Origin of the sequence: Streptomyces pallidus (ex Mingjun et al. 2026) (genome assembly GCF_051550185.1) — a bacterium.
In the GTDB taxonomy this organism is placed as follows: Bacteria; Actinomycetota; Actinomycetes; order Streptomycetales; family Streptomycetaceae; genus Streptomyces.
Genome location: NZ_CP196181.1, coordinates 3,918,045 through 3,942,326, shown reverse-complemented (window position 1 = coordinate 3,942,326; position 24,282 = coordinate 3,918,045). Strand labels below are relative to the sequence as shown.

Here is a 24,282-nt window from a genome sequence, read left to right as displayed (position 1 = left end):
CCGAAAAACTGTGCGATGAAGCGCCCCCTCGGGCATGTACGCTGAGCGCGATTCAGATTCCTGAGCGTGTTCAAAACTGGGGGGCCGGTGCGCAATCGCCGTCTTGTAGTGTCCGCTGCCGTCGCCGTCGCGGCCAGCGTCGGAATGGCCCTGGCGCCGGTCGTGGCGCAGGCCGCTCCCGCCGCACCCGCGGCCAAGGGCAAGTCCGTACGGGGCGTGGACGCGGGCAAGCTGGTCCAGCCCGAGGCCAAGACCTTCCACAGCCCCGCCGAGCGCTCGGTCCGCAAGACCCTGCGCACGGCGAAGGGCCAGACCGCCGTCGCCGAGGCCGCCCCGCTGACGGAGGGCACGGCCTCCGCGGGCAACCCGGACCTGGCCGTCGTCCTCAACGCCAAGCCCACGTCGGCCCACGGCATCGAGCTCCAGTCCTCGATCGTCAGCGCCCCGGGCGTCACGCTGAAGCTCACCGTCGACTGGGGCGACGGTGCGGTGGACGTGTCCGACGGCACCCCCGGCCTGGAGACGACCCATCAGCACCGCTACGCCGAGCTGGGCGAGTACAACGTCAAGGTCACCGTGACGGACGCGACGAACCAGGTCGAGGTCGTCAACCAGCTGCCGCTCTCGACGATCGGCTCCGACTTCACCCCGCACACCCCGACCCGCCTGCTGGACACCCGCAGCGGGACCGGCGCCCCCAAGGCCAAGATCGCGCCCTACACCTCGGCCCGGGTGAAGATAGCCGGCAACGCGAAGATACCGGCCGGTGCCAGCGCCGTCGCCCTGAACGTCACCGCCACCAACACCACCAGCGGCGGCCACGTCACGGCCTTCGCGTCCGGCGGCAAGCGCCCGACCACCTCGAACCTCAACTACGAGGCCAACCAGACCGTTCCCAACATGGTGATCGTGCCGGTCGGCAAGGACGGGTACGTCGAGCTGTACAACGGCGGCTGGGAGACGATCGACCTCCTCGCCGACGTCACCGGCTACTTCACCCACAGCGCGTCCAGCGGCTACACCCCGATGACGCCGGTCCGCTTCGTGGACACCCGCGAGGGCCTGGGCACCGCCCGCGGCCAGCTCGCAGGCCAGAGCACGTTCGGCACCCAGATCAGCGGCCTGCGGGGCGTCCCGGGGGGCATCACCGCCGTGGCGCTGAACGTGACCGTCACCAACCCGCGGGAGGACGGCCACCTCACCGTCTTCCCGAGCGACGTGCAGGCCCCGAGCACCTCGAACCTGAACTTCCGCGCGGGCCAGACCGTCGCCAACTCGGTGATCGTCCCGGTCGGTCCCGACGGCAGCATCAAGGTCCGCAACGGTGCCTGGGCCGGGACCGACGTCATCGTCGACGTCGTCGGCTACTACAGCCCCGACAGCCAGGGCGCGTACATGCCGACCGCCCCGAGCCGCCTGATCGACACCCGCGACCCGGTGGAGTGGGGCAACGAGCCGCTGGCCGCCCGCAACTACATCTGGCTCAACGCCTCCCACAAGGAGCAGGGCATCGCCGGGTACGTCATGAACACCACCGTGACGAGCCCCGCCGAGGCCGGCTTCCTGTCGGTCGCCCCGGACCCGAACGCGCCCACCGACTACTTCAACGACACCGTCGTGGAGCCGGTCCGGCCCACCGCGTCCAGCCTCAACTGGGCGGCGAACAAGACCGTCGCGAACCTGGTCCAGGCCAGCTCCGGCGGCACCAACGGCGTCGTCGACTTCTGGAACCAGAGCTGGGGCCCGATCCACCTGATCGTGGACATCTTCGGCTACTACGAGACGAAGTAGGCGCCCGCGGCGGCCCGGTCCCGGATGGCGACCGGGCCGCCCCGATGGCAGCCTGGAAGGGAAGTTCCCGGCGACCGGTCGCCACCTCCGCACCGCCGTGCACCGCAGTTCGTCCGCGGGAGGTGGACCCTCGTGACAAGCCGTGCTCCTCGAACCCGCTGTCTTCTCGGCCCCCTCGTGGCGGCCGTCCTCTCCGCCGCCCTGGTACCCGTCGCTGCGCCGCCCGCCGCGGCCCAGGGCTGCGACACCTCCGTGCTGTGCCTCATCAACGCCCAGCGCACCAGCCGGGGGCTGCCCGCCCTGACCGTCAGTCAGCCGCTGACGAACGCGGCCCGGCAGCACGCCGTGGCCTCCGTCCAGCAGAAGTGGTGGGGTCCGGGCAAGGACCCGCACCGCAACCCGCAGACGGGCTCCACGCCGCAGAGCCGCATCATCGCGGCCGGCTACTGCCCGAACCCGCGGTCCTGGGCGTTCGCCGAGATCACCTACACCGGCTGGGGCACCGGCGGCAGCCCGAAGGCCGCCGTCAACTGGTGGATGAACAGCCCCGGCCACCGGGCGATCATCCTCGACGGCTCCCTGCGCGACGCCGGCCCCTGGGCACAGGCGGGCTCGGCCGACCCGGCCGGATCCGGCGCCGCCAACGCCTGGACCTACGTGGTGACCTTCGGCCGCTGCCAGCGGTGATCCGGTCCGTACCTTGTCGGTCCGCAGCCGGCCGGTCCCGGTCCGCCCCGAGGCCCGGGGACCGCTAGTCCTCCGGGAGGGCCGGGCCGGCTCCGCCGCCGTCCGGGGCCTGGTCGAGGAGGTCCGTCTCCTCGAAGACCAGCAGGGTGCGCGTGGAGAGCACCTCGGGAATGGCCTGGAGGCGGGTGAGGACCAGCTCGCGCAGGGTCCGGTTGTCGGGGGTGTGGACCAGCAGCAGGACGTCGAAGTCGCCGCTGACCAGGGCGATGTGTGCGGCGCCCGGCAGTTCGCGCAGCTTCTCGCGGACCGTGCGCCAGGAGTTCTGGACGATCTTCAGGGTGATATAGGCAGAGGCGCCCTGACCTGCGCGTTCGTGGTTGACGCGGGCCGTGAAGCCGCGGATCACCCCGTCGTCGATGAGCCGGTTGATCCGGGCGTAGGCGTTCGCCCGCGACACGTGGACCTGCTCGGCCACCGAGCGTATCGAAGCGCGTCCGTCCGCCTGCAGCAGGCGCATGATCGACCGGTCGATGGGGTCCAGCGGGCGGGGCGGTGCGGACGGGACGTATGGGCCGGAGGAGGAAACCCCCGGCGGGACCGGTGCGGAACCGCTCGCGGCCATTTGTTCATCCGGCATTGCCCACTGCCTCCCTCTCCTGGACGTCCTGCACCCATCCCAGGCTCCCGGCGCCAGTTTGTCCACAGCCTGAAGCCGCATGTAGCCAAATTGCGCCATCGACCGAACAATCGGTTGGTGAGGCGCCTCACAGCCGAGGTACTTCCTGCCTGCTTCCCAAAAGGAGGTGTACGCCGCCATGACGGTCCAAGAGCTGCCCGGTGCCGGGGCGTCCCACCGCACCACCCCGCCCCCCGCCTGGAGTCCCCGGACGGACCCCGCCCCGCTGCTCCCGGACCCCGAGCCGTACCGGGTGCTGGGCACGCCGGCCGCAGAGAAGCTCGACCCCGAGCTGATGCGCCGCTGCTACGCCGAGCTGGTGCGCGGCCGCCGCTACAACGCGCAGGCCACGGCCCTCACCCGGCAGGGCCGGCTCGCGGTGTACCCCTCCACGGTCGGCCAGGAGGCCTGCGAGATCGCGGCCGCGCTGGTCCTCCAGGAGCAGGACTGGCTCTTCCCCAGCTACCGCGACACCCTCGCGGCCGTGGCGCGCGGCCTGGACCCGGTCCAGGCGCTGACCCTGCTGCGCGGCGACTGGCACACCGGCTACGACCCCCGCGAGCACCGGATCGCCCCGCTGTCGACCCCGCTCGCCACCCAGCTGCCGCACGCGGTGGGCCTGGCGCACGCCGCGCGGCTGCGCGGCGACGAGGTCGTCGCCCTCGCCATGATCGGCGACGGCGGCACCAGCGAGGGCGACTTCCACGAGGCCCTGAACTTCGCGGCCGTCTGGCAGGCCCCGGTGGTCTTCCTCGTCCAGAACAACGGCTTCGCCATCTCCGTACCGCTCGCCAAGCAGACCGCCGCCCCGAGCCTCGCCCACAAGGCCGTCGGCTACGGCATGCCCGGCCGCCTCGTCGACGGCAACGACATCGCCGCCGTCCACGAGGTGCTGTCCGAGGCGGTCCGGCGGGCCCGGTCCGGCGGTGGCCCGACCCTGATCGAAGCCGTCACGTACCGCATGGAAGCCCACACGAACGCCGACGACGCGACCCGCTACCGCGGCGACGCCGAGGTCGAGGCGTGGAAGGGGCACGACCCGGTGGCCCTGCTGGAGCGTGAGCTGACCGCCCGAGGCATCCTCGACGAGGCGGGCATCGAGGCCGCCAGGGAGGCGGCCGAGCAGATGGCGGCCGCCCTGCGGGAGCGGATGAACGCGGACCCGGTCCTGAACCCGATGGACCTGTTCGAGCACGTCTACGCGGAGCAGACCGGCCGGCTGCGCGAGCAGGCGGACATGCTGAGGGCCGAGCTCGACGCGGAGGCACAGTCGTGACCACGGTGGCGGCGAAGCCCGCGACGATGGCGCAGGCCCTGAACAGGGCCATGCGCGACGCCATGGCGGAGGACCCGACGGTCCACGTCATGGGTGAGGACGTCGGCACCCTCGGCGGCGTCTTCCGCATCACGGACGGCCTCACGAAGGAGTTCGGCGAGGACCGCTGCACGGACACCCCGCTCGCGGAGGCCGGCATCCTCGGCACCGCCGTCGGCATGGCCATGTACGGGCTGCGGCCGGTCGTCGAGATGCAGTTCGACGCGTTCGCCTACCCGGCGTTCGAGCAGCTCATCTCGCACGTGGCGCGGATGCGCAACCGCACCCGCGGTGCGATGCCGCTGCCGATCACCATCCGCGTGCCGTACGGCGGAGGGATCGGCGGCGTGGAGCACCACAGCGACTCCTCCGAGGCGTACTACATCGCCACCCCCGGCCTGCACGTGGTGACCCCGGCGACCGTCGAGGACGCGTACGGGCTGCTGCGCGCGTCGATCGCGAGCGACGACCCGGTGGTCTTCCTGGAGCCGAAGCGGCTGTACTGGTCGAAGGCCGCCTGGGACCCCGAGGCGCCCGCCGCCGTACCGGGCATCGGCACGGCGCAGGTCCGGCGTCCGGGCACGAGCGCGACGCTGATCACCTACGGGCCGTCCCTGCCGGTGTGCCTGGAGGCGGCCGAGGCCGCCCGCGAGGAGGGCTGGGACCTGGAGGTCGTCGACCTGCGCTCGCTGGTGCCGCTCGACGAGGCGACCGTCATGGCCGCCGTGCGCCGTACCGGGCGCGCGGTCGTCGTGCACGAGGCGAACGGCTTCGGCGGACCGGGCGCGGAGCTCGTCGCCCGCATCCAGGAGAAGTGCTTCCACCACCTGGAGGCACCGGTGCTGCGCGTCACGGGCTTCGACATCCCGTACCCGCCGCCGATGCTGGAGAAGCACCACCTGCCCGGTGTGGACCGGATCCTGGACACCGTGGCCCGCCTGCAGTGGGAGAACTGATGGCGCAGGTAATGGAGTTCAAGCTCCCCGACCTCGGGGAGGGACTGACCGAGGCCGAGATCGTCCGCTGGCTGGTGGCGGTCGGCGACGTCGTCGCCGTCGACCAGCCCGTGGTCGAGGTCGAGACGGCCAAGGCGATGGTGGAGGTCCCGTGCCCCTACGGCGGTGTGGTCACCGCCCGCTTCGGGGAGGAGGGCACGGAACTCCCCGTCGGAGCACCGCTGATCACGGTGGCGGTGGGTGCGGGTGCGGGCGACGCCGCTGCGGTGGCCGCTGCGGGCGCGGAGCCGGAGGCGTCCGGCTCCGGCAACGTCCTGGTCGGCTACGGCACGGACCACTCCCGCCCGGCGCGTCGGAGGCGGGTGCGACCGGGCTCCGCCGCGCCGGCTCCCACCCCTGCCACCGCTCCCCTGCCCGCTCCCGCCGCTCCCGCCGCTCCCGTCGCGGCCCCGGCGCCGGCGGCCGCGACGGTGGCCGTCGCCGCCCCGGCGGCCCTGGCCACCGGGCCGGTACCGGTGATCTCGCCCCTGGTGCGCAAGCTCGCTCGGGACCACGGGATCGACCTGCGCGCCCTGCGCGGCTCCGGCCCCGAGGGCCTGATCCTGCGCGCGGACGTCGAGGCGGCCGTCAAGGCCCCGGCGCCGGCTCCGGCCCCCGTTCCGGCGGCCGCCGCTGCGGTCGCGGCGGCCGGTGAGCGCATCCCGCTCAAGGGGCTGCGCGGTGCGGTGGCCGACAAGCTCTCGCGCAGCCGCCGGGAGATCCCGGACGCCACGTGCTGGGTCGACGCCGACGCGACCGAGCTGATGGCGGCCCGGGCGGCGATGAACGCCGCGGGCGGCCCGAAGGTCTCGGTGCTCGCGCTGCTGGCCCGGATCTGCACCGCGGCGCTCGCCCGCTACCCGGAGCTCAACTCCACGGTGGACCTGGCGGCGAACGAGATCGTCCGGCTGCCCGCCGTGCACCTCGGTTTCGCCGCCCAGACCGAGCGCGGCCTGGTCGTGCCGGTGGTGCGCGACGCCCAGGGGCGCAGCGCCGAGTCGCTGACGGCGGAGTTCGCCCGGATGACGGAGCTGGCCCGCACGGGCAAGCTGGCTCCCTCGGACCTCACGGGCGGTACGTTCACGCTGAACAACTACGGGGTGTTCGGGGTGGACGGATCCACGCCGATCATCAACCACCCGGAGGCGGCGATGCTCGGGGTGGGCCGGATCGTCCCCAAGCCGTGGGTCCACCAGGGCGAGCTGGCGGTCCGTCAGGTGGTCCAGCTGTCCCTCACGTTCGACCACCGGGTCTGCGACGGCGGGGCCGCGGGCGGCTTCCTGCGGTACGTGGCCGACTGCGTCGAGTCCCCGGCGGTCCTGCTGCGCTCGCTGTAGCCCCCCGGGGCCGGCAGCACACCGCCGCGGCTCCCGGTACGGGTCACACGGCCCGCGCCGGGAGCCGCGGCGGCGTCCAGTCCGCGTGCCGCAGGATGCCGCGGACCACGACCCCGGACGGGGCCAGCCGCAGGGCGCCGTTGCGCAGGGACACCGCCACGGGGTGGGAGAGCCGGTGGCCGAGGCGCCCGGCCCGCCGGGCCGCGCGGGCCACGGCCTGGCTGCGGGGCCGGCGTACGGCGTCGTAGCGGGCCAGCGCCGTCGGCACGTCCGGGCCGGCGGCCAGTTCGGCGGCCAGGGTGACCGCGTCCTCCAACGCCTGGCAGGCGCCCTGGCCCAGGTTGGGCGTCATCGCGTGCGCGGCGTCCCCGAGCAGGGCGACCCGGCCGGCGGCGTAGGAGGGCAGCGGGGTCACCAGCTCGTGGACGTCGTGGTGCAGCACGTCCTCGGGGCGGGTGGCCGCGAGCAGCCGGGCGACCGGCTCCTGCCAGTGCGCGAACCGCTGCCGGAGCACGGCCAGCGGGTCCGCGTGGCGGACGCCCGGCGGGGCGGCCAGCACGGCGTGCCATTCCGCCCGGCCGTCGGCGAACGCGATGTGCCCGAACTCCGCCCCCGGGCCCCAGGTGAGCTCGAAGTCGGCGTCCAGGTCGACCGGTTCGGCCGTGATGGCGCGCAGCACCGTGGAACCGCTGTAGACCGGGCCCGGGTGGTCCGGGAAGAGCCGCGCGCGGCTCGCGCTGCGCACCCCGTCGGCCGCGACCACCAGATCGGGTGCCGGGGCCGGCCCCTCGCCGCGCAGCGCCGTGTCGAGGGAGCCGGTCACCCCGGTCCGCAGGCAGCCCGGCGGCAGGGCGCCGCGCAGCAGGCTGTGGAGCTCGGCGCGCGGGATGCCGGTCACGGGGGTGCCGAGGGCGCGCTCCAGGGCGGCGCCGTCCATCCGGGACAGAGGGCGCCCGTCGGGGGTGCGGGTCCCGCCGGTGTACTGGGGGCGGGCGGCCGCGCGGACGGCTCCGCCCACGCCGAGGGCGTCGAGGGCGCGGATGCCGTTCGCGGCGAGCGAGATGCCGGCGCCGGTGTCGTCCGGGGCCGCGAACCGCTCCAGCACGGTCACCTCCCAGCCCGTACGGTGCAGGCCGATCGCGGCTGCCAGGCCGCCGATGCCCCCGCCGATCACCAGGGCCGTGCCGTTCGCGGGCGCCACGAGCACCTCCTTTCTACAGATGTAGAAGCCGTGGGGTGCAGCGTACCCCGGCCTTCTACAGGTGTAGAAATGCGGGGTGAGCGAAGAACGACGTACCGTCCTGGCCGACGCCGCCGTCGAGGTCCTGGCCGACGCGGGCATGCGCGGGCTGACCCACCGCGCGGTGGACCGGGCCGCCGGGCTGCCCGACGGCACCACCTCGGCCTACTTCCGGACCCGCGCCGCCCTGCTGACGGCCCTCGTGCGCCGGCTGGTGGCCCGTGACCAGGCCGAGCTCCAGGCCGCCGGCGAGGCCGCGCCGCCCCTGCGCACCCCCGCCGACCTGGTCGACGGCCTGGCCGCGCTGACCCGGGCCCGGCTCACCGGCGAGGGGCGGCGCCGCTCGCTGGCCCGCGCGGCCTGCGTGCTGGAGAGCGTCCGGGACCCCGAGCTCCGCGAGATCCTCGTCCCCCGCGACAACGCCGGCCGGGCCGCCGTACGCGCCTTCCTCGCCGCACACGGCGCACCCGACCCGGACGCCCGCGCGCAGACCCTGCTGGCCTGCGTGGACGGCCTGGTCTTCGAGCACCTGGTACAGGGCACCGAGGTCCCCGTCGACGCCATCGAGGGGCTCGTCGCCGCCGCCCTCAGGTAGCCGCCCGCGGGGGCGCTCGCTCACATGGTCAGCAGCAGCTTGCCCACGTGGCTGCTGGACTCCATCGTCCGGTGCGCCTCGGCCACCTCGCGGACGGGGTACACGGCGTGCACGACCGGGCGGATCCGGCCCGCCGCCACCAGCGGCCACACGTGCTCCCGCACGGCCGCGACGATGGCCGCCTTCTCGGCCTGCGGTCGGGCCCGCAGCGTGGTCCCGGCGATGGCCGCCCGCTTCGACAGCAGGGTGCCCAGGTTCAGTTCGGCCTTGACCCCGCCCTGGAGCCCGATGACGGCGAGCCGCCCGTTCACGGCGAGGGCGTCGACGTTCCGCGCCAGGTACTTCGCCCCGATGATGTCCAGGATCACGTCGGCCCCGGCGCCGCCCGTCGCGGCCCGCACCTCCGCCACGAAGTCCTGCTCGCGGTAGTCGATCAGGACGTCCGCGCCCAGCTCCTTGCAGCGGGCCAGCTTCTCCGGGCCGCCGGCCGTCACCGCCACCGTCGCGCCGACGGCCTTCGCGAGCTGGATCGCCATGGTGCCGATCCCGCTGGAGCCGCCGTGCACCAGCACGGTCTCGCCCGGCCGTACGTGGGCCACCATGAACAGGTTCGACCAGACCGTGCAGGCGGCCTCCGGCAGGGCCGCCGCGGTCACCAGGTCCACGCCCTCCGGAACGGGCAGCAGCTGACCCGCCGGCACGGCCACCCGCTCGGCGTACCCGCCGCCGCTGAGCAGCGCGCACACCTCGTCGCCCACGGCCCAGCCGGAGACGCCGGGGCCGACCGCCGAGATCCGTCCCGAGCACTCCAGGCCCGGGTGGGGCGAGGCGCCGGGCGGTGGGTTGTAGAAGCCCTGGCGCTGCAGGACGTCGGCACGGTTGACCGCGCTCGCGGCGACGTCGACGAGGACCTCGCCCTCGCCTGGCACCGGGTCGGGGGCCTCGGCCCAGACGAGGACCTCGGGGCCGCCGGGCTGCTCGATGGAGATCGCATGCATGGCCCGGAGCGTACGCCAACTCCCCGGTTGCGGGCCTCCTCCCGGGCGCCGATAGTGGGAGGGGCGTCCGACCTTGATCAGCGGTCGCCGGCAGGGCCGTTCACCCGGCGCCGGCACCTTTCCCGCGGAATCGAGAGAGGGGCACTCCATGCGCACGTCCCCCCGCATCCGCCGTCTGGCGACGGCTGCGACGGCCCTCGCGGCCGGCGGCCTGATGCTGCTCCCCGTTCCGGCCGTGGCGCACCCGGCGGCACCCGCCGACCCGGGCCCGGTGTCGGGAGCCTCGTTCCAGCTCGTCAACGCGCAGACCGGCAAGTGCGCGACGGTCGCCGGCGGTGTCTCCACGGCCAACAACACCGAGCTCGTCCAGTTCAGCTGTGACACGCACCCGTCGCGCCGGTGGGTCCTCACCCATTACAACGGCCGCTCGTACCAGCTCGTCAACGACCAGACCGACAAGTGCGCGACGGTCGCCGGCGGCGAGTCCGTCGAGAACAACGTCGGCCTCGTCCAGTTCACCTGTGACAGCCATCCCTCGCGCCGTTGGAGGGTCACCAACTGGGACAGCGCGAGCAGCTCCTACCAGATCGTCAACGCGGGCACCGGCCTGTGCATGACGGTGGCGGGCGGTGTCTCCACCGACGACAACGTCAGACTGGTGCAGTACGACTGCGACTCCCACCCCTCGCGCCGCTGGAGCCTGCGCCTGGCGGGATGAGCTACTCCTTCGCGCCGGCCCCTTCGCCCCGGGGGGTGGGCGGAGCCGCGCGGACGATGGTGATGAGACGGTCCGTCAGCTGGAGCGGGCTCGCGTGCGGGTCGTCGTACGGGATCAGCCGGTGGCCGCGGAGCACGCTGACCACCAGGTCGTCGGTCTCCCGTACGCTCCGGCCCACCTCCGCCTTGTTGACCGGCCGCTCCATGATGTCCAGCCCGCTGCCCTGCTGGATCAGGTCCTCCATCACCGTGCCGGCGCTGGGACTCAGGACCGACAGGCCCAGGAGGCGCCCGGCCGCGCTCGCGCTGGTGATGACCGCGTCGGCGCCCGACTGCCGCAGCAGCGGGGCGTTCTCCTCCTCGCGGACCGCGGCGACGATCTTCGCGCCGCGGTTGAGCTGCCGCGCCGTCAGGGTGACCAGCACCGCCGTGTCGTCCCGCTGGGTGGCGATGATGACCTGACGGGCCCTCTGCACCTCGGCGCGGAGCAGGACATCGGAGCGGGTCGCGTCGCCCACCACCCCCGTGAACCCCTCGGCGTTGGCCGTGTCGATCGCCTTGGAGCTGGGGTCCACGATGACGACCCGGTCCTTCCTGAGACCGGTGGCCAGCAGGGTCATCAGGGCGGAGCGCCCCTTGGTGCCGAAGCCGACGACGACCGTGTGCTCGCGCAAGTTCTTCCTCCAGCGGCCCAGCCGCCACTCTTCCCTGGTCTTCTCGGTCAGCACTTCCAGGGTGGTTCCCACGAGGATGATCAGGAAGAGCACCCGCAGGGGAGTGATGAGCAGGATGTTGACCAGCCGGGCGCTGTCGCTGTACGGGACGATGTCGCCGTAGCCGGTCGTCGACAGGGTCACGGTGGCGTAGTAGATGCAGTCCAGCAGGTCGACGCTGTCGTCCGCGTTGTCGTGGTAGCCGCCGCGGTCGAGATAGACGATCAGGACCGTCAGGAACAACACGAACAGGGCCATCAGCACCCGCTTGGCGACCTGCCGGATCGGCTTCTCCACGACCCGCCGGGGCAGTTGGACGCGGCGCGAGAAGAGGTTCTCGCCCGCCTCCCGGGCGATCGCGTCCTGGCCGTGGAGTTTCACGTGAAACATCCTCCCGAGACCCACGGCAGGTCGAGGATCTCCAGCTCCTGCCCCGCCCGCGCACCGTGCGGCGGTACGACGGCCAGCGCATCGGCGGCGGCGATGCCGCGCAGCATCGCCGGGCCGTTGTAGCGCAGCGGCACGGCGTGCTCGTCGGTCAGCATGACCGGGACGAGCCGGGTGTCGTACGGGTGGCCGGGGATCCCGCCCTGGACGGGGACGGCGTAACGGGGGCGCTGCCGGCGGCCGGCGAGGGCGCGCAGCAGCGGTTCGGCGAGGGTCAGCAGCCCGGAGACGGCGGCGAGCGGGTTGCCGGGCAGCCCGACGAGGTGGCGGCCTTCGGTGCGGTCGCCGAGCCGGGCCAGCAGCATGGGGTGCCCGGGGCGTACGGCCACCCCGTCGACCAGGAGCTCCGCCCCGGCCCGGTGCAGGACGGGGTGGACGTGGTCCACGGGCCCGGAGGCGGTGCCGCCGGTGGTGATGACCACGTCGGCCGCGGAGCCGGTGACGGCCTCCAGCAGGGCCTCCGCCCCGGCCGGGTCGTCGCCGATCCGGCGGGTGCCGACGACCTCGGCCCCGATCCGGGTCAGCCAGGGGGCCAGCATGGGGCTGAGGGCGTCGCGGATCAGGCCGTCGTGCGGGCGGCCCTCGGTGAGCAGTTCGTCGCCGAGGACCAGCACCTCCACCCGGGGCCGTGGCCGGGTGGCCAGCTCGTCGTACCCGGCGGCCGCGGCGAGGCCCAGCACGGCCGGGGTGACCAGCGATCCGGCGGGCAGCATCAGGTCGCCGGAGCGGCACTCCTGGCCGCGCGGGCGGATGTCCTGGCCGGTCTGCACCGGCCGGTCGGCGTAGAGCTGGGAGCCGGACTCCCGGGAGTGCTCGCTGCGCAGCACGGCGGTGGTGTCGGCGGGGACCCGGGCGCCGGTGGCGATCCGGACGGCCTCCCCGTCGGCCAGCGGCTCGGGGCGCGCGGAGCCGGCCAGCACCCCCTCGCCCGGGCGCACCGTCCAGGGGCCAGGCCCGGCGACGGCCCAGCCGTCCATGGCGGAGGTGTCGAAGGACGGCAGGTCGGTGAGGGCCTCCAGGGGCTGGTCCAGCACCTCCCCGAGGGCCTCTGTCAGGGGCACCCGGTGGATGCGGGCCCGGACGCCTGCTCCGGCGCGGGCGGCGGCCTCGCGGGCCTGCGCCCAGCCGAGGGCACGGCGCCCGGCCGGCCCCGGGCCGGGGCCGTCGCCGGCGGGGGCGCGGCTGACCAGGGCGAGGGCCTCGTCGAGGGCCTCCATGGCGCGGTCGGCGTCGGTGGGGCTCATCCGGGGGTGCTCCCTCCGGACGCGGTGCCGTCCCCGGTCTCGGCCGCCCAGCGCAGCGCCAGCTCGGCGGCCTTGCGGGAGGCTTCCGCGACGGCGGCGGCGGGATCCGCTCCGGCGGCTTCGGCACGGGCCGCCGCGTAGCCGACCAGGAAGGTGGTCAGCGGGGCGGCGGGCCGGGCGACGCCGTGGGCGGCGTCGCGGGCGAGGTCGAGCAGGGCTTTGGTGTCGACGTCCACGTCGATGCCGAGCTCGGCCTTGGCGGCGGTGATCCATTGGTCCAGCACGTTTCCATGCTCCCTGATCCTGGCGCGGGCTGAAGCAAGATCCTCCCAGGTGTCGCAGTCGAAGGAGGCGAGCGGCTCCGCGTCCGCCACGTGCGTCAGCCGCAGCTCGGCGGTGAGCGCGCGCAGGGGCAGGCCGGACAGGGTGCCGTGCTCGGCGGCCAGCAGGGCGATCTCGCGGCGCAGTGGCTCGGCCCGGTAGGCGGCGACCAGGGGCTGGTCGCGGCCGGTGCGGTCGCGCAGCAGGGCGCCCTCAGGACCCTCCGGATCCACCGGGCCTTCCGGGTCCTCGCCGTCCGCCGCACGCTGCTCACCGGACGCCGCGAGCAGGGCCCGGACGGTGCCCCGGTCGAGGAAGGGGAGGTCGGCGGAGAGGACGAGGACCAGCTCGGCCGTGGTCTGCCGCAGTCCGGCGTCGAGGGCGGCCACCGGCCCGGCGCCGGGCGGGTTCTCCCGGGCCCAGCGGACCGGCCGGGCCGTGGGCCGGCGGTCACCGACCACCACGGTGGCCGCCGCGTCGGCGCAGGCGTCGAGGACGCGGTCGAGCAGGGTCCGGCCGCCCACGCGGAGGCCCGGCTTGTCCGCACCGCCGAGTCGCCGAGCGGCGCCGCCGGCGAGGACGATCGCGTCGTAGCTCATGCCCCGAGTATGCGCGGACCATGTCCCGGCGGGGGAAACGCACTTGCCGTGGCCTGGACGTGAAACGGGCGGGGCCGGTGCGATCCGGCCCCGCCCGCGTGCTCGTCGCCGCTCACGGCGCTCGTCGCCGCTCACGGCGGTCGCTACAGGTACGGTCCCGAGCGGACGGGCCGCTGCGGGCCTTCCTCGTCGTCGTCGTGGGGCGCGCCGGCCGGCAGGGCCCGGCGCATCTGCTCCAGTTGGGCCCGCGCCGCCATCTGCTGCGCGAACAGGGCGGTCTGGATACCGTGGAAGAGGCCTTCCAGCCAGCCCACCAACTGGGCCTGTGCGATCCGCAGTTCCGCCTCGGAGGGCACGGCCTCCTCGGTGAACGGCAGGGAGAGCCGCTCCAGTTCCTCGACGAGCTCCGGAGCCAGGCCGTCCTCAAGCTCCTTGACCGACGCGGCGTGGATGCCCTTCAGGCGGACCCGGCTCGCCTCGTCCAGAGGCGCGGCGCGGACCTCTTCCAGAAGTTGCTTGATCATGCTGCCGATCCGCATGACCTTGGCGGGCTGTTCGACCATTTCCGTCACCGGGACCTCGCGCGACTCGTCATCGGCGCCGCCGACCGCCATCCCGTCCTGTCCCACGATCAGGACGTGCGGGGGACTGTCCTGCGACCGTTCACTCCTCGGCATCTCCATGCCTGTCATTCTCTCGCACACCTGGGTTCTCAGACGGTGTGCCCCCGTACGGGCGTGATCCACCCTGTACGGGGGCGGTAACAGCGGGTGACCCTCAGGCGGCCGCGCGCCGGGCGAGTCCGTCGCCGGACCGGGTCACCAGGGCGGCCAGCAGGGCGGCGCCGAGCGGGACCAGGACCAGCAGCATCCCGAACGTCTCCCAGGGCAGGACGATCGGCACGTACACCGTGTCGGTCGGGCCGCCGGAGGTCTCCAGGACGATTTCGCCCTCGTGCCGCTGGAAGAGCCGCAGGCCGACCGCGGGCAACAGCCCGGACAGCGTGCCCAGGACGACGCCCATGAGGGCCACCAGGCCGCACTGAAAGCCGCTGAGGGCCCGCCGCACCCGTGGGGCGGCGCCGACCGCCGACAGGGTCTTCAGGTCGGCCTCGGCGTCGGTCTGGGCCAGTCCCGTCGCGATGCCCGCCGCGCCGAGGGTGACCAGGCCGGCGAAGACGGTCAGCGCGAGCAGCGCCACGTCGTTCTCGCTCTGGTAGCCGGACTCGATGAGGACGGGGGCCTCCACGCCGATCCGGTCGATCCGGTCGGACAACTGCTGCCGCTGCCGGGTGGTTGCCGTCCCGTCCAGGGTGAAGTAGGACGCGTAGGGCTGGATGGTGAGCCCGGCCGCCCGGGCGGCGGACGGCGGCAGGACGAGGTCGATGCCGTAGCCGTTGACGCCGGCGGGCGCCTGGTACGCGGCGAACACCTTGTCCTCGCCGGGGACGTCCGCGCCGGGCCGGGCCGCGCGGTCCGCCTCGGCGCTGATCAGCCGCACCGTGACCCGGCCGTCCTTGACGTTGCGCCGGTCGAACGAGACGGCCTGCCCCGACTTCAGCGCGGAGACCGCGCCCGGGTCGGTGACGGCGAGGGCGGTCAGCAGCTTGTCGTCGGCGACGACCAGCGAGTACATCGAGGACTGCCGGGACACGGTGCAGCGCCAGTCCCGGCGCAGCGCCTTCTTGTCCGCGGCGGAGGGCTCGGCGTCGGCCGCGTGCAGTGGGCAGCGCTGGTCCGCGGGCCGGAAGACCTCGGCGCGGCCGCAGGTGTCGCCGTGCGCGTCCTGCTCGCAGCCGGGTGGGCCGACCTGGACGTGGTCCACGTCCGCCCTTACGGCCACCGGGAGTTCGCGGCTCACGGCCTCGCGGACGGCCGCCATGTCCTTCTGGTGTCCGGTCTCGTACAGCTCCACCCGGCCGGAGCCGGCGGGCAGGTCGGCGACGTACTCGAACCGTTCCTGGGCCTCGCTGCTGTGCGCGTAGGTGGCGATGGCGACGGTTCCGGCCACGGCGGCCATGACCGCCGCAACGGCAGGCGCGGTGCGGCCCCGGTTGCGCACGGCGTCGCGCAGCGCGAGCCGCGGCGACAGCGGCAGCAGGCGCCCGAGTCGCCCGAACAGGCCGATCAGTGCGGGGGTGAGGGCGACCAGGCCGAGCTCGGCGAGGGCGCTGCCGAGGACGACGATGCTGGAGCCCGTCGAGGCGATGCTGCCGAGCAGGGCGATCGCCGCGCCGAGGACGACGATGCTGGAGCCCGTCGAGGCGATGCTGCCGAGCAGGGCGATCGCCGCGCCGAGGCCGACGGCCCCGAGTCCCACGAAGGGCAGGACGCGGTTGGCCCGGCGGATGCCGCGCCGACCGGTCAGCGAGGACAGCACGCTCTGGCGGGAGGCGCTGACGGCCGGGACGACCGCGGCGAGCAGTCCGGTCACGACGGCGAGCAGGGCGATCCCGGCGATCTCCAGCGGACGGAAGTCGAGGCCGCCGAAGCGTACGCCGACGTACTCCTCCAGCCGCGGCCGCAGAACCACGGTGAGCAGCGTCCCGGTCGCGGTGCCGAGGAGGGCCGCGGTGGCGCCGATGACCAGGCCGCCGGAGAGCACGATGGCCCGGATGTGGCGCCGGTCGCCACCGTTGGCGCCGACGAGTCCGAGCTGGCGGCGCGAGCGGCGGGCGCCGACGGCGAAGGCGGGCCCGGCGAGCAGGCAGATCTCCAGCACGGCCAGGCCGACGATCGTGGCGAGGACGGCCAGTTCACTGGCCGGCAGCCGCGAGGTGCCGCCGTCGTCGGTGCTCGGCATCCGGGTGTACAGCGGCACGTCGGAGCGGGCCGGCGGGTGCAGGGTGACGGCGCGGGATTGGACCAGCACGCCCTTGGCGTTGGCCTCCTGGACCATGTTCCACGTGAAACCACCGGGCCCGGTCTTCACGAGGTACGTGTCCCGGGAGGCGACCCCGGGCACCCCGGCGGCCTGGAGCTCCTTGTCGAGCGGGGCCAGAAGGGTGCCGGGCAGGGCGGTGATCTGCTCCTTGCCGAGCTCCGAGGGCAGTTCGTACGCGCCCACGATCCGGTACCAGGTGCCGGAGCCGCGGGGGGTGAACTGGGAGCCGACGAACAGGCCGGAGGACTGCAGGAAGGCGGTGGTGGCGACGACCTCGCCGGGGTCCTCGGGGGTCCGCCCGCGGTCCATCACGACCATGCCCTTCACCAGCGGGCTGGACAGGTCGAGTTCGCGCAGCTCGGTGTCGAGCAGTCCGTAGCGAGTGCGGATCTTGGCCCGGCCGCTGCTGTCCTTCAGCGAGGTGGCGCCCGCCGGGATCACGGACGTCAGCTGCTCGGGGCCGGCTCCCGCCGACTTCTCGGAGCCGCGGCCGCCGACGGGCACGTATTCGCTGCTGTCGGGCGCCTGGTAGACGGGGGTTCCCAGGCCGGAGGAGGTCAGGGCGGCGTCGGCGGCACCCATCGTGCGCGTGAGGGTCTCGGCGGGCGAGAGCTGGGCGCTGCGCAGGGTCAGGTCCGTCGCGCTGACCCCGATGATCGGCAGGGCGATCATCGCGAGGACGAGGGAGCTGCGTCCCTTGGCGCGCCAGGCGTCGCGGCGGGCTATCCGGATGGCCGCGATCCAGGAGTGGTACGCCTTCACGGCCGGCCCGCCTGGTCGGAGAGCAGCGAGTCGGCGTCGCTGCGCAGGGTCGAGTCGACGATGCTCCCGTCGCGTACGAAGACCACGCGGTCGGCCCAGGCGGCGAAGCGTGGTTCGTGGGTGACGAGGATGCCGGCGGCCCCGGCGTCGCAGCGCGCGCGGAGCAGGGCGAGGACGGATTCGCCGGTCTCGGAGTCGAGGGCGCCGGTGGGTTCGTCGGCGAGGACGAGGCGGCGGTCGCCGACGAGGGCGCGGGCGATGGCCACCCGCTGCTGCTGGCCGCCCGACATCTCGTCGGGGAACCGGTCGGCGGTCGCGCCGAGCTCCATCTCCTCCAGGGCGGCGAGGGCGGCGGCCCGGGCCTTGCGGGCAGAGACGCCGTCGAGTTCGAGGGGCAGGGCGATGTTCTCGGCGGCGGTGAGGGCCGGGATCAGGTTGTAGTCCTGGAAGACGTAGCCGATGCTGCGGCGGCGCAGGGCGGCGAGCTGGCGGCGGCTCACGGCGGTGATGTCGGTGCCCTCGACGATGACGCGGCCGCTGGTGGGCCGGTCGAGCCCGCCCGCGAGGCTGAGCAGCGTGGACTTGCCGGAGCCGGAGGGCCCCATGACGGCGACGAGTTCGCCGGGGTACACGGCGAGGTCGATGCCCCGCAGCGCGTGCACCTCGGTGGCGCCGGTGCCGTGCGTGCGGACGAGTCTGTCGAGCTGGAGTACGGGCTGCGCGGGGCGCTGGTCGGGCATGGGTCCCCCCTGGGACGGCGGTGTCGTCAGCTCCGCGGGGAGCGGGCGGCGCGGGGTTTCGGGGCGGCGGCGGGGCCGGAGGAGGCAGGTCTGTCAGTGGTGGGGTCGTCGGTGGTGGGGCCGTCGGCGGGGCCGGAGGCGGGTTCGGCGGCCTGGGGAAGGGTGGTTGCGGCTCTCCGGCCGGCCGTGAGGGAGAGCCGGACGAGCCGTGACTCGCTGTGGTCGAGCCAGCGGGCCTCGGCTTCGGTCTGGAAGATCAGCTGTTCGAGGACCAGGAGCCAGGCCACGTCGTCGCGTTCGTGGGACTCGCCCTTCTCGATGGCGGCGAGGGCCTGCACCTTGAGCCGGGTGTAGTCCTGCATCGCCTTGATCGTGGCGTGCCGCTGGGCCTGGATGACGGCGCGAATGTCCACGCCGGGCGAGCCCACCGCCATGGCGAGCTTGATGGACAGCTCGTCGCGGGGCGGGTTGGCGCGGTCGACGGGGCGCGCGTACCACTCGCGCAGTTCGGCCCGGCCGGTGTCGGTGATGGCGTAGAGGGTGTGGCCGGCGGTGTCCTCGCCGCCGGGGGCGACGAGTCCGTCGCGCTCCAGGCGGGCGAGGGTGGTGTACACCTGCCCGACGTTCAGGGGCCAGGTGGCGCCGGTGCGGGACTCGAACTCGGTGCGCAGCTGGGAGCCGTACCGGGGTCCTTGTTCCAGCAGGGCGAGGAGGCCGTGGCGGATCGACATACCGAGTATGTATACCGAGTATGTTGCCCCCTGCAAGGCTTTCCCCTGGACGGCCCGCACGCGTCGACCCCCGCGGCGCGTGCGGAATCCCGTGCGTCCCGTGGCAGGTCAGAGGCCCTTGCGCAGCCGTACCCCGAGGTAGCCCAGCCCCAGCCCCATCAGGGCGAAGCCGGTGCCGAGCGGGAGCAGGTGCGCGGCCAGGTCGGCGGCCCGTTCGTTCGGCTCGGTGGCGAGGGTGGAGGGGAGCCGCCCGCCCGGGGTCTGCCGCGCCGGAGGCGGCTCGGGCGGAGGCGGGGTGGCGGGCGCGGGCGGCCGGGGTCGCACCGGGAGGAAGGGGCGGGAGGCCGGGACGGTCTCCGGGTTCGCGGGCTCGGCCGCGGGACGCCCCGGCCGCACCCGCCCGACCCCGGCGACGCTGCCGGCCAGCTTCCCGTACTCCTCCTCGCGGAGGGCTTCGTCGGCCGGATCGGGGGCCCGGGGTGCCGCCGCGGGCGCCGCGGCCAGGAGGGAGGCGGAGGCAGCCGGGGCGGCGGGCGACAGTGCCGAGGCGAGCAGCAGGGCCACGGCGGGCAGGTGCCGGGTCCGCGCGACCGGCAGGCGCCAGATCCGTACGACCGGCAGGCGCCAGGTCCCTGCGACCCCCGGGCGCCAGGTCCGTACGACCCCCGGGCGCCAGGTCCGCGCGACCGGCAGGCGCCAGGTCCGTACGGCCCGCGGGCGCCGGGCCCGTACGACCCGCAGGCGTGGGGTCCGCGTGACCGGCGGGCGCGGCGCCCGGATTCTTCGGTTCACGGGGAGCCCCTCCCATGCGTGGGGGTCCCCCCGGACGGAGTCTGGGGGAGGCCGAGATGTTCACGCCCAGATTCACATGGTGGGGCAAAACGGGCATCCCGGGCGCCCTATCGAGGGTGCCCGGGATGCGGTGTCCCGTACATGGAGCCGAACGGCGGACAGTCGTCCGGTCGGCGGGGTCGGCAGCCGGCCGCAGGGGCCGGCCCGCCCCGCCGGCCGCCTACTGCGGGTCGCCCGTGGAGACGACCAGGGTGAACTCGGTGCCTTCCTTGTCGATCTTGCCGCCCGCCTCGGGCAGCTGCGACAGCACCGTGTCCTCGCCGTAGACCGCCTCGTCCCGCTTCTCGACCTTGTACTTCCAGCCCGCGGCCTGGATGCACTCCTTCACCGAGCGGACGTTCTTGTACCGGAAGTCCGGTGCCACGACCTTGGAGGCGTCGCTGTAGTGCTTGGTCGGCTCCTTGCACTTCTGCAGGTCGATGGTGCGGCTGGTGTCCGGGCCCTTGTGCCCGGCCTTGGCGGAGCCGGACGGGTTGGCCGCCGGGCCGCCCGAGGCCGTCTGCTGGTTGGCCTGGTCGTTCTTGCCGCCCTCGTCGTCGCCGTTGTTGACGACCGCGTAGACGAGGCCGCCGATGGCCAGCAGCGCCACCGCGATCGCCCCCACGACCACCGGCATGTTCCGCTTGCCGCCCGCGCCACCGGCGCCGACCGACGCCTGCTGGGCGGTGGAGGAGGCGAACGGCGGCGGGGTCTGCGGCGCGTACCCCTGAGCCACCGGCTGCTGCGGCGGGTAGGCGTAGCCGCCCTGACCGTGCGTCTGCGCCATGGGCGGCGGGGTCGGCGCGTACCCGGCCGGGGCCGGGGTCGGCGCGTACGGCTGCTGCACCTGCTGGGCCGTCGGCGCCGGGAAGCCGGAATCCAGCGGCGGGAACACGGCCGAGCCGACGCCCGCTCCGCTGCCGCCGGTGTGGGCGCCCGGGACGATGGCCGGGGCGCCGGTCTGACCGGCCGCCAGCACGCGTGCGATCTCGTCCCGCATCGTCGCCGCGGTGGGGAAGCGCTCGTTCGGGTTCTTCTTCAGGGCCCGCGCCACCAGCGCGTCCATCGCCGGGGTGAGCGAGCGGTTGACGGAGGACGGGGCGACCGGCTCCTCCTGCACGTGGGCGTACGCGATGGCCAGCGGCGAGTCGGCGTCGAAGGGGAGCCGGCCGGTCAGCAGCTGGAACAGCATGATGCCGACCGAGTACAGGTCGGAGCGGGCGTCGACGCCGCGCCCCAGCGCCTGCTCGGGCGACAGGTACTGCGGGGTGCCGACGACCATGCCGGTCTGCGTCATCGACGTGACGCCGGACTGCATGGCGCGGGCGATGCCGAAGTCCATCACCTTGACCACGCCGCGCTTGGTCATCATCACGTTGCCGGGCTTGATGTCACGGTGCACCAGCCCCATCTCGTGGCTGGTGTCCAGCGCGGCCAGCACGTCGGCCGTCACCTTCAGCGCCTTCTCGGCGGGCATCGCCCCGTACTGGCGGACGTCCGCGGCGAGCACCGAGCCGAGCGGCTGGCCCTCCACGTACTCCATGACGATGTACGGCATGACCGCCGCGTCGCTGCGGCCGTCGGGGAAAGTGACCTCGCCCTCACCCGTGTCGAAGACCGAGACGATGTTCGTGTGCGACAGTTTCGCAACAGCCTGGGCCTCACGGCGGAACCGCTCGCGGAAGGACGCCTCCCGGCCCAGGTCGCTGTGCAGGGTCTTGATGGCGACCTGCCGGTCGAGCGCACTGTCGTACGCCAGGTAGACGGACGCCATACCGCCCGCGCCGAGCAAGTCCCTTAGCTGGTAACGGCCACCGGCCAGAGATCCGCCCGCGTACTGGGCCTGATTGCCGTCCTGGCTCATGGCTGTTGCTTCCCCTCGGGGTGTGTCTCTACGCGTCCGGCTGATCGCATGTCGGGCCCAGTCTGCCGGAGGGCAAGCACACGTCAAGCCAGGTACCCGTTCCGTGACGACAAGGCCACCACGAGCCATTGTCCGAACGGCCACCTGTTCCGAGGCTGTAGCGTTCATCGGAGCACACGAAATGGACCTACCGCTCAGCGGCGGCCGAGAGAGACGACGGCGAGGACTCATGGCACCCGAACCCGAGGACAGCGGCGCCGGGATGGCAGACGATCCTGAGCATTGGGGCGCCGGCGGCCTGGTCGGCGACGGCCGCTACCGGCTGACCCACCGCCTGGGCCGCGGCGGCATGGCCGAGGTCTTCGCCGCCGAGGACGTCCGGCTGGGCCGGACCGTCGCCGTGAAGCTGCTGCGCCCCGACCTCGCCGAGGACCCCGTCTCCAAGGCCCGCTTCACGCGCGAGGCGCAGTCGGTCGCCGGGCTGAACCACCACGCCGTCGTCGCCGTGTACGACTCGGGCGAGGACAAGGTCGGCCCGAACACCGTCCCCTACATCGTCATGGAGCTGGTCGAGGGCCGCACCATCCGCGACCTCCTCATCAGCGCGGAGGCCCCCGGGCCCGAGCAGGCCCTCATCATCGTCTCCGGTGTGCTGGAGGCGCTGGCCTACTCGCACCAGCACGGCATCGTCCACCGCGACATCAAGCCCGCCAACGTCATCATCACCGACACCGGTGCCGTGAAGGTGATGGACTTCGGCATCGCCCGCGCCCTGCACGGCGCCCAGTCGACGATGACCCAGACCGGCATGGTCATGGGCACCCCGCAGTACCTGTCGCCCGAGCAGGCCCTCGGCAAGGCCGTGGACCACCGCTCCGACCTGTACGCCACCGGCTGCCTGCTGTACGAACTGCTCGCGCTGCGCCCCCCGTTCACCGGTGAGACCCCGCTGTCCGTGGTCTACCAGCACGTCCAGGACGCGCCGGTGCCGCCCTCGCAGCTGCCGGAGGGCCAGACCATCCCGCAGGAGCTCGACGGCCTGGTCATGCGCGCCCTCGCGAAGGACCCGGACGACCGGTTCCAGAGCGCCGAGGAGATGCGCGGGCTCGTCCAGTACGCCCTGCAGATGCTCCAGGACCAGGGGCCGAACACCGGCACCTGGAACACCGGCCCGGTCACCATGGCCCTGCCGCACGGCCGCGGCGGCGCGGCGCCCACCACCGCGATGCCCGTCGCCCAGCCCCGCGGCCCGCAGCCGTACGCCGCGCACTCCGCGACCTCGCAGTTCCAGCAGCCGATGGTGCCGCCGCTGAACCCGGACGACGGCACGGCCTTCCCCGGCGGCGGGTACGACACGCACGGGCACCACCCGGGCCACGGCGGGGGCCGCGACGGCTACGACGCCTACGACCGGTACGACGACCGAGGCAGCGGCCGTTGGAAGCTGTGGCTGTTCGCGGTCCTCGCCATCGTCGCGATCGCGGGCGGGGTGGCGTACGCCGTCAACACGATGGGCGGCAAGAACAAGGGCGGCGACAACAAGACGCCGGTCGTCCAGAGTTCCTCCAGCGCCAAGCAGGGCGCCCCGTCCGTGCCGCAGAACACGCCGTCGACGAGCGAGACGTCGAATTCCACGCGGCCGACGGACGACTTCACGCCGTCGCAGACCCGCCCCAGGAACTCGCCGAGCTTCACGCCCTCGCCTTCGCCGTCGCAGGCCAGTCCGTCGCCCTCGGTGACGAAGTCGACCCCCGCGCCGACGAAGTCCGGGGGGCCGTCGCCCTCGAAGAGCCAGTCCGGGCCGACCGATCCGAATCCGCTGGACGAATCGAACTGAGCCCCTGCGGAACCGGAACCGGATGGAATTGATCCGGTTCTGGTTCCGGGTCCGGTTCCGTGCCGAGGAATACACGCCCCGTCGCCTGCAGGTGACGGGGCTTCGTGCAACGCGGCTAGTGCTCTGACCCGGAAGGTTCACCGCCTCGCGACGGCACTAGGCGCGCCGCTCCGCCTGCAGGCGGGCCACGTACGCGGCGGCCTGGGAGCGGCGCTCCATGCCCAGCTTGGACAACAGGCTGGAGACGTAGTTCTTGATGGTCTTCTCGGCGAGGTGCAGCCGCTCGCCGATGGCGCGGTTGGTCAGGCCCTCGCCGATCAGGTCGAGGATCCTGCGCTCCTGCTCCGTCAGCCGGGCCAGGCGGTCGTCGCCGCGGCCGCCGCTGCCGTCGCGCAGCCGCTCCAGCACCCGGGCCGTGGCCACCGGGTCCAGCAGGGACTTGCCCGCCGCCACGTCCCGGACGGCGCCGAGCAGCTCATTGCCGCGGATGGCCTTGAGCACGTAACCGGAGGCGCCGGCCATGATCGCGTCGAAGAGGGCCTCGTCGTCGGCGAACGAGGTCAGCATCAGGCACTTGATGCCCTCGTCCTGCGAGCGGACCTCACGGCATACCTCCACCCCGCTGCCGTCCGGCAGGCGCACGTCGAGGACGGCCACATCGGGGCGCGTGGCGGGAATGCGGACCAAGGCGTCTGCGGCGGTGCCGGCCTCTCCGACGATCTCGATGTCCTCTTCGACCGACAGGAGCTCGTGGACGCCGCGCCGTACCACTTCGTGGTCGTCCAGGAGGAATACCTTGATTTTTCCGTCTTCGCGCACGAACTCAGTTTCACACACTCACCCCTTCCCAGAGGTCGTTACCCGGGATAACGTGCCGTTGTTCCGGCCCCCTGCAAGGCCGTGACCAGTGCTTGTTCCCCGCTCTGCGGATTTACTTGGAAATCCAAGCAAAAACGCAG

21 protein-coding genes are annotated in these 24,282 nt (G+C 73.7%); 8 read left to right on the top strand and 13 right to left on the bottom strand.

The window, feature by feature from the left end; translation table 11 throughout:
• The first annotated feature begins 108 nt into the window (after nt 1-108).
• The gene (locus ACSHWO_RS17275; protein WP_438312940.1) at nt 109-1,791 is read left to right on the top strand and encodes a hypothetical protein; all 1,683 of its coding nucleotides are present in this window, start codon (nt 109-111) and stop codon (nt 1,789-1,791) included.
• Between the two features lie 132 nt (nt 1,792-1,923).
• Nucleotides 1,924-2,478 carry a CAP domain-containing protein gene (locus ACSHWO_RS17270; RefSeq protein WP_361092941.1) on the top strand — a complete coding sequence of 185 codons (555 nt, stop codon included), beginning with the start codon at nt 1,924-1,926 and terminating at the stop codon, nt 2,476-2,478.
• A 64-nt stretch (nt 2,479-2,542) separates the two neighbouring features.
• On the opposite strand, the gene ACSHWO_RS17265 is transcribed toward ACSHWO_RS17270, so the two are convergent.
• Complete coding sequence (locus ACSHWO_RS17265) at nt 2,543-3,115, bottom strand: Lrp/AsnC family transcriptional regulator (protein WP_361092939.1); 573 nt, start codon at nt 3,113-3,115, stop codon at nt 2,543-2,545.
• A 178-nt stretch (nt 3,116-3,293) separates the two neighbouring features.
• Here ACSHWO_RS17265 and pdhA point away from each other — a divergent pair, with 178 nt between their 5' ends.
• From pdhA to ACSHWO_RS17250, 3 genes are read left to right on the top strand one after another with little or no spacing between them, the layout of a single operon-like run.
• Nucleotides 3,294-4,430 carry a pyruvate dehydrogenase (acetyl-transferring) E1 component subunit alpha gene (gene pdhA / locus ACSHWO_RS17260; protein ID WP_361092937.1) on the top strand — a complete coding sequence of 379 codons (1,137 nt, stop codon included), beginning with the start codon at nt 3,294-3,296 and terminating at the stop codon, nt 4,428-4,430.
• Nucleotides 4,427-5,425 carry an alpha-ketoacid dehydrogenase subunit beta gene (locus tag ACSHWO_RS17255; protein WP_438312937.1) on the top strand — a complete coding sequence of 333 codons (999 nt, stop codon included), beginning with the start codon at nt 4,427-4,429 and terminating at the stop codon, nt 5,423-5,425. The genes pdhA and ACSHWO_RS17255 overlap by 4 nt, the downstream gene beginning before the upstream one ends.
• A complete protein-coding gene (locus ACSHWO_RS17250) occupies nt 5,425-6,801 on the top strand; it encodes a dihydrolipoamide acetyltransferase family protein (protein ID WP_438312935.1) in 1,377 nt (458 codons plus the stop codon). Before ACSHWO_RS17255 ends, ACSHWO_RS17250 begins: the two co-directional genes overlap by 1 nt.
• Before the next feature lie 43 nt (nt 6,802-6,844).
• Here ACSHWO_RS17250 and ACSHWO_RS17245 read toward each other — a convergent pair whose 3' ends face one another.
• Nucleotides 6,845-8,002, bottom strand: a complete 1,158-nt coding sequence (locus ACSHWO_RS17245; protein ID WP_361092931.1) for an FAD-dependent monooxygenase — start codon at nt 8,000-8,002, stop codon at nt 6,845-6,847.
• A 76-nt stretch (nt 8,003-8,078) separates the two neighbouring features.
• Between ACSHWO_RS17245 and ACSHWO_RS17240 the strand changes: the two genes are divergently transcribed.
• On the top strand, nt 8,079-8,636 hold the full coding sequence (locus tag ACSHWO_RS17240; RefSeq protein WP_438312933.1) for a TetR/AcrR family transcriptional regulator: 558 nt from the start codon (nt 8,079-8,081) through the stop codon (nt 8,634-8,636).
• A gap of 20 nt (nt 8,637-8,656) precedes the next feature.
• On the opposite strand, the gene ACSHWO_RS17235 is transcribed toward ACSHWO_RS17240, so the two are convergent.
• Nucleotides 8,657-9,634, bottom strand: coding sequence for an NAD(P)H-quinone oxidoreductase (locus ACSHWO_RS17235; protein WP_361092927.1), 978 nt, complete (start codon nt 9,632-9,634; stop codon nt 8,657-8,659).
• 148 nt (nt 9,635-9,782) lie between these two features.
• Here ACSHWO_RS17235 and ACSHWO_RS17230 point away from each other — a divergent pair, with 148 nt between their 5' ends.
• Complete coding sequence (locus ACSHWO_RS17230; protein ID WP_438312931.1) at nt 9,783-10,352, top strand: RICIN domain-containing protein; 570 nt, start codon at nt 9,783-9,785, stop codon at nt 10,350-10,352.
• A gap of 1 nt (nt 10,353) precedes the next feature.
• Here the strand turns inward: ACSHWO_RS17230 and ACSHWO_RS17225 are convergent, their stop codons facing one another.
• From ACSHWO_RS17225 to ACSHWO_RS17185, 9 genes are all read right to left on the bottom strand, one after another.
• On the bottom strand, nt 10,354-11,454 hold the full coding sequence (locus tag ACSHWO_RS17225; RefSeq protein ID WP_438312929.1) for a potassium channel family protein: 1,101 nt from the start codon (nt 11,452-11,454) through the stop codon (nt 10,354-10,356).
• Entirely contained in the window at nt 11,442-12,755 is a 1,314-nt protein-coding gene (locus tag ACSHWO_RS17220) for a molybdopterin molybdotransferase MoeA (RefSeq protein WP_438312927.1), read from the bottom strand. Before ACSHWO_RS17220 ends, ACSHWO_RS17225 begins: the two co-directional genes overlap by 13 nt.
• Nucleotides 12,752-13,675, bottom strand: a complete 924-nt coding sequence (locus ACSHWO_RS17215) for an NTP transferase domain-containing protein (RefSeq protein WP_438312925.1) — start codon at nt 13,673-13,675, stop codon at nt 12,752-12,754. The genes ACSHWO_RS17220 and ACSHWO_RS17215 overlap by 4 nt, the downstream gene beginning before the upstream one ends.
• A 143-nt stretch (nt 13,676-13,818) precedes the next feature.
• Complete coding sequence (locus ACSHWO_RS17210) at nt 13,819-14,358, bottom strand: bacterial proteasome activator family protein (protein ID WP_361092917.1); 540 nt, start codon at nt 14,356-14,358, stop codon at nt 13,819-13,821.
• Between the two features lie 94 nt (nt 14,359-14,452).
• On the bottom strand, nt 14,453-17,230 hold the full coding sequence (locus ACSHWO_RS17205; protein ID WP_438319129.1) for an FtsX-like permease family protein: 2,778 nt from the start codon (nt 17,228-17,230) through the stop codon (nt 14,453-14,455).
• A gap of 86 nt (nt 17,231-17,316) precedes the next feature.
• A complete protein-coding gene (locus tag ACSHWO_RS17200) occupies nt 17,317-18,060 on the bottom strand; it encodes an ABC transporter ATP-binding protein (protein WP_361092911.1) in 744 nt (247 codons plus the stop codon).
• A gap of 26 nt (nt 18,061-18,086) precedes the next feature.
• Entirely contained in the window at nt 18,087-18,791 is a 705-nt protein-coding gene (locus ACSHWO_RS17195; RefSeq protein WP_385828458.1) for a PadR family transcriptional regulator, read from the bottom strand.
• A 108-nt stretch (nt 18,792-18,899) separates the two neighbouring features.
• Nucleotides 18,900-19,583 (bottom strand): hypothetical protein, encoded by a 684-nt coding sequence (locus ACSHWO_RS17190; RefSeq protein ID WP_438312922.1) that lies wholly within the window; start codon nt 19,581-19,583, stop codon nt 18,900-18,902.
• Nucleotides 19,584-19,803: 220 nt separating this feature from the next.
• Nucleotides 19,804-21,486, bottom strand: a complete 1,683-nt coding sequence (locus ACSHWO_RS17185; RefSeq protein ID WP_361092902.1) for a protein kinase domain-containing protein — start codon at nt 21,484-21,486, stop codon at nt 19,804-19,806.
• Nucleotides 21,487-21,715: 229 nt separating this feature from the next.
• Between ACSHWO_RS17185 and ACSHWO_RS17180 the strand changes: the two genes are divergently transcribed.
• The gene (locus ACSHWO_RS17180; RefSeq protein WP_361092893.1) at nt 21,716-23,323 is read left to right on the top strand and encodes a protein kinase domain-containing protein; all 1,608 of its coding nucleotides are present in this window, start codon (nt 21,716-21,718) and stop codon (nt 23,321-23,323) included.
• Nucleotides 23,324-23,479: 156 nt separating this feature from the next.
• Here the strand turns inward: ACSHWO_RS17180 and ACSHWO_RS17175 are convergent, their stop codons facing one another.
• Nucleotides 23,480-24,142, bottom strand: a complete 663-nt coding sequence (locus ACSHWO_RS17175; RefSeq protein WP_361092890.1) for a response regulator transcription factor — start codon at nt 24,140-24,142, stop codon at nt 23,480-23,482.
• Nucleotides 24,143-24,282 lie beyond the last annotated feature (140 nt).

Excerpts from the sequence above, each read along its gene's own strand:
- ACSHWO_RS17265 (WP_361092939.1), bottom strand. The coding sequence starts at position 3,115 with ATGCCGGATGAACAAATGGCCGCGAGCGGTTCCGCACCGGTCCCGCCG.
- pdhA (WP_361092937.1), top strand. The coding sequence starts at position 3,294 with ATGACGGTCCAAGAGCTGCCCGGTGCCGGGGCGTCCCACCGCACCACC.
- ACSHWO_RS17250 (WP_438312935.1), top strand. The coding sequence starts at position 5,425 with ATGGCGCAGGTAATGGAGTTCAAGCTCCCCGACCTCGGGGAGGGACTG.
- ACSHWO_RS17235 (WP_361092927.1), bottom strand. The coding sequence starts at position 9,634 with ATGCATGCGATCTCCATCGAGCAGCCCGGCGGCCCCGAGGTCCTCGTC.
- ACSHWO_RS17230 (WP_438312931.1), top strand. The coding sequence starts at position 9,783 with ATGCGCACGTCCCCCCGCATCCGCCGTCTGGCGACGGCTGCGACGGCC.
- ACSHWO_RS17225 (WP_438312929.1), bottom strand. The coding sequence starts at position 11,454 with ATGTTTCACGTGAAACTCCACGGCCAGGACGCGATCGCCCGGGAGGCG.
- ACSHWO_RS17220 (WP_438312927.1), bottom strand. The coding sequence starts at position 12,755 with ATGAGCCCCACCGACGCCGACCGCGCCATGGAGGCCCTCGACGAGGCC.
- ACSHWO_RS17215 (WP_438312925.1), bottom strand. The coding sequence starts at position 13,675 with ATGAGCTACGACGCGATCGTCCTCGCCGGCGGCGCCGCTCGGCGACTC.
- ACSHWO_RS17210 (WP_361092917.1), bottom strand. The coding sequence starts at position 14,358 with ATGGAGATGCCGAGGAGTGAACGGTCGCAGGACAGTCCCCCGCACGTC.
- ACSHWO_RS17205 (WP_438319129.1), bottom strand. The coding sequence starts at position 17,230 with ATGATCGCCCTGCCGATCATCGGGGTCAGCGCGACGGACCTGACCCTG.
- ACSHWO_RS17200 (WP_361092911.1), bottom strand. The coding sequence starts at position 18,060 with ATGCCCGACCAGCGCCCCGCGCAGCCCGTACTCCAGCTCGACAGACTC.
- ACSHWO_RS17195 (WP_385828458.1), bottom strand. The coding sequence starts at position 18,791 with ATGTCGATCCGCCACGGCCTCCTCGCCCTGCTGGAACAAGGACCCCGG.
- ACSHWO_RS17185 (WP_361092902.1), bottom strand. The coding sequence starts at position 21,486 with ATGAGCCAGGACGGCAATCAGGCCCAGTACGCGGGCGGATCTCTGGCC.
- ACSHWO_RS17180 (WP_361092893.1), top strand. The coding sequence starts at position 21,716 with ATGGCACCCGAACCCGAGGACAGCGGCGCCGGGATGGCAGACGATCCT.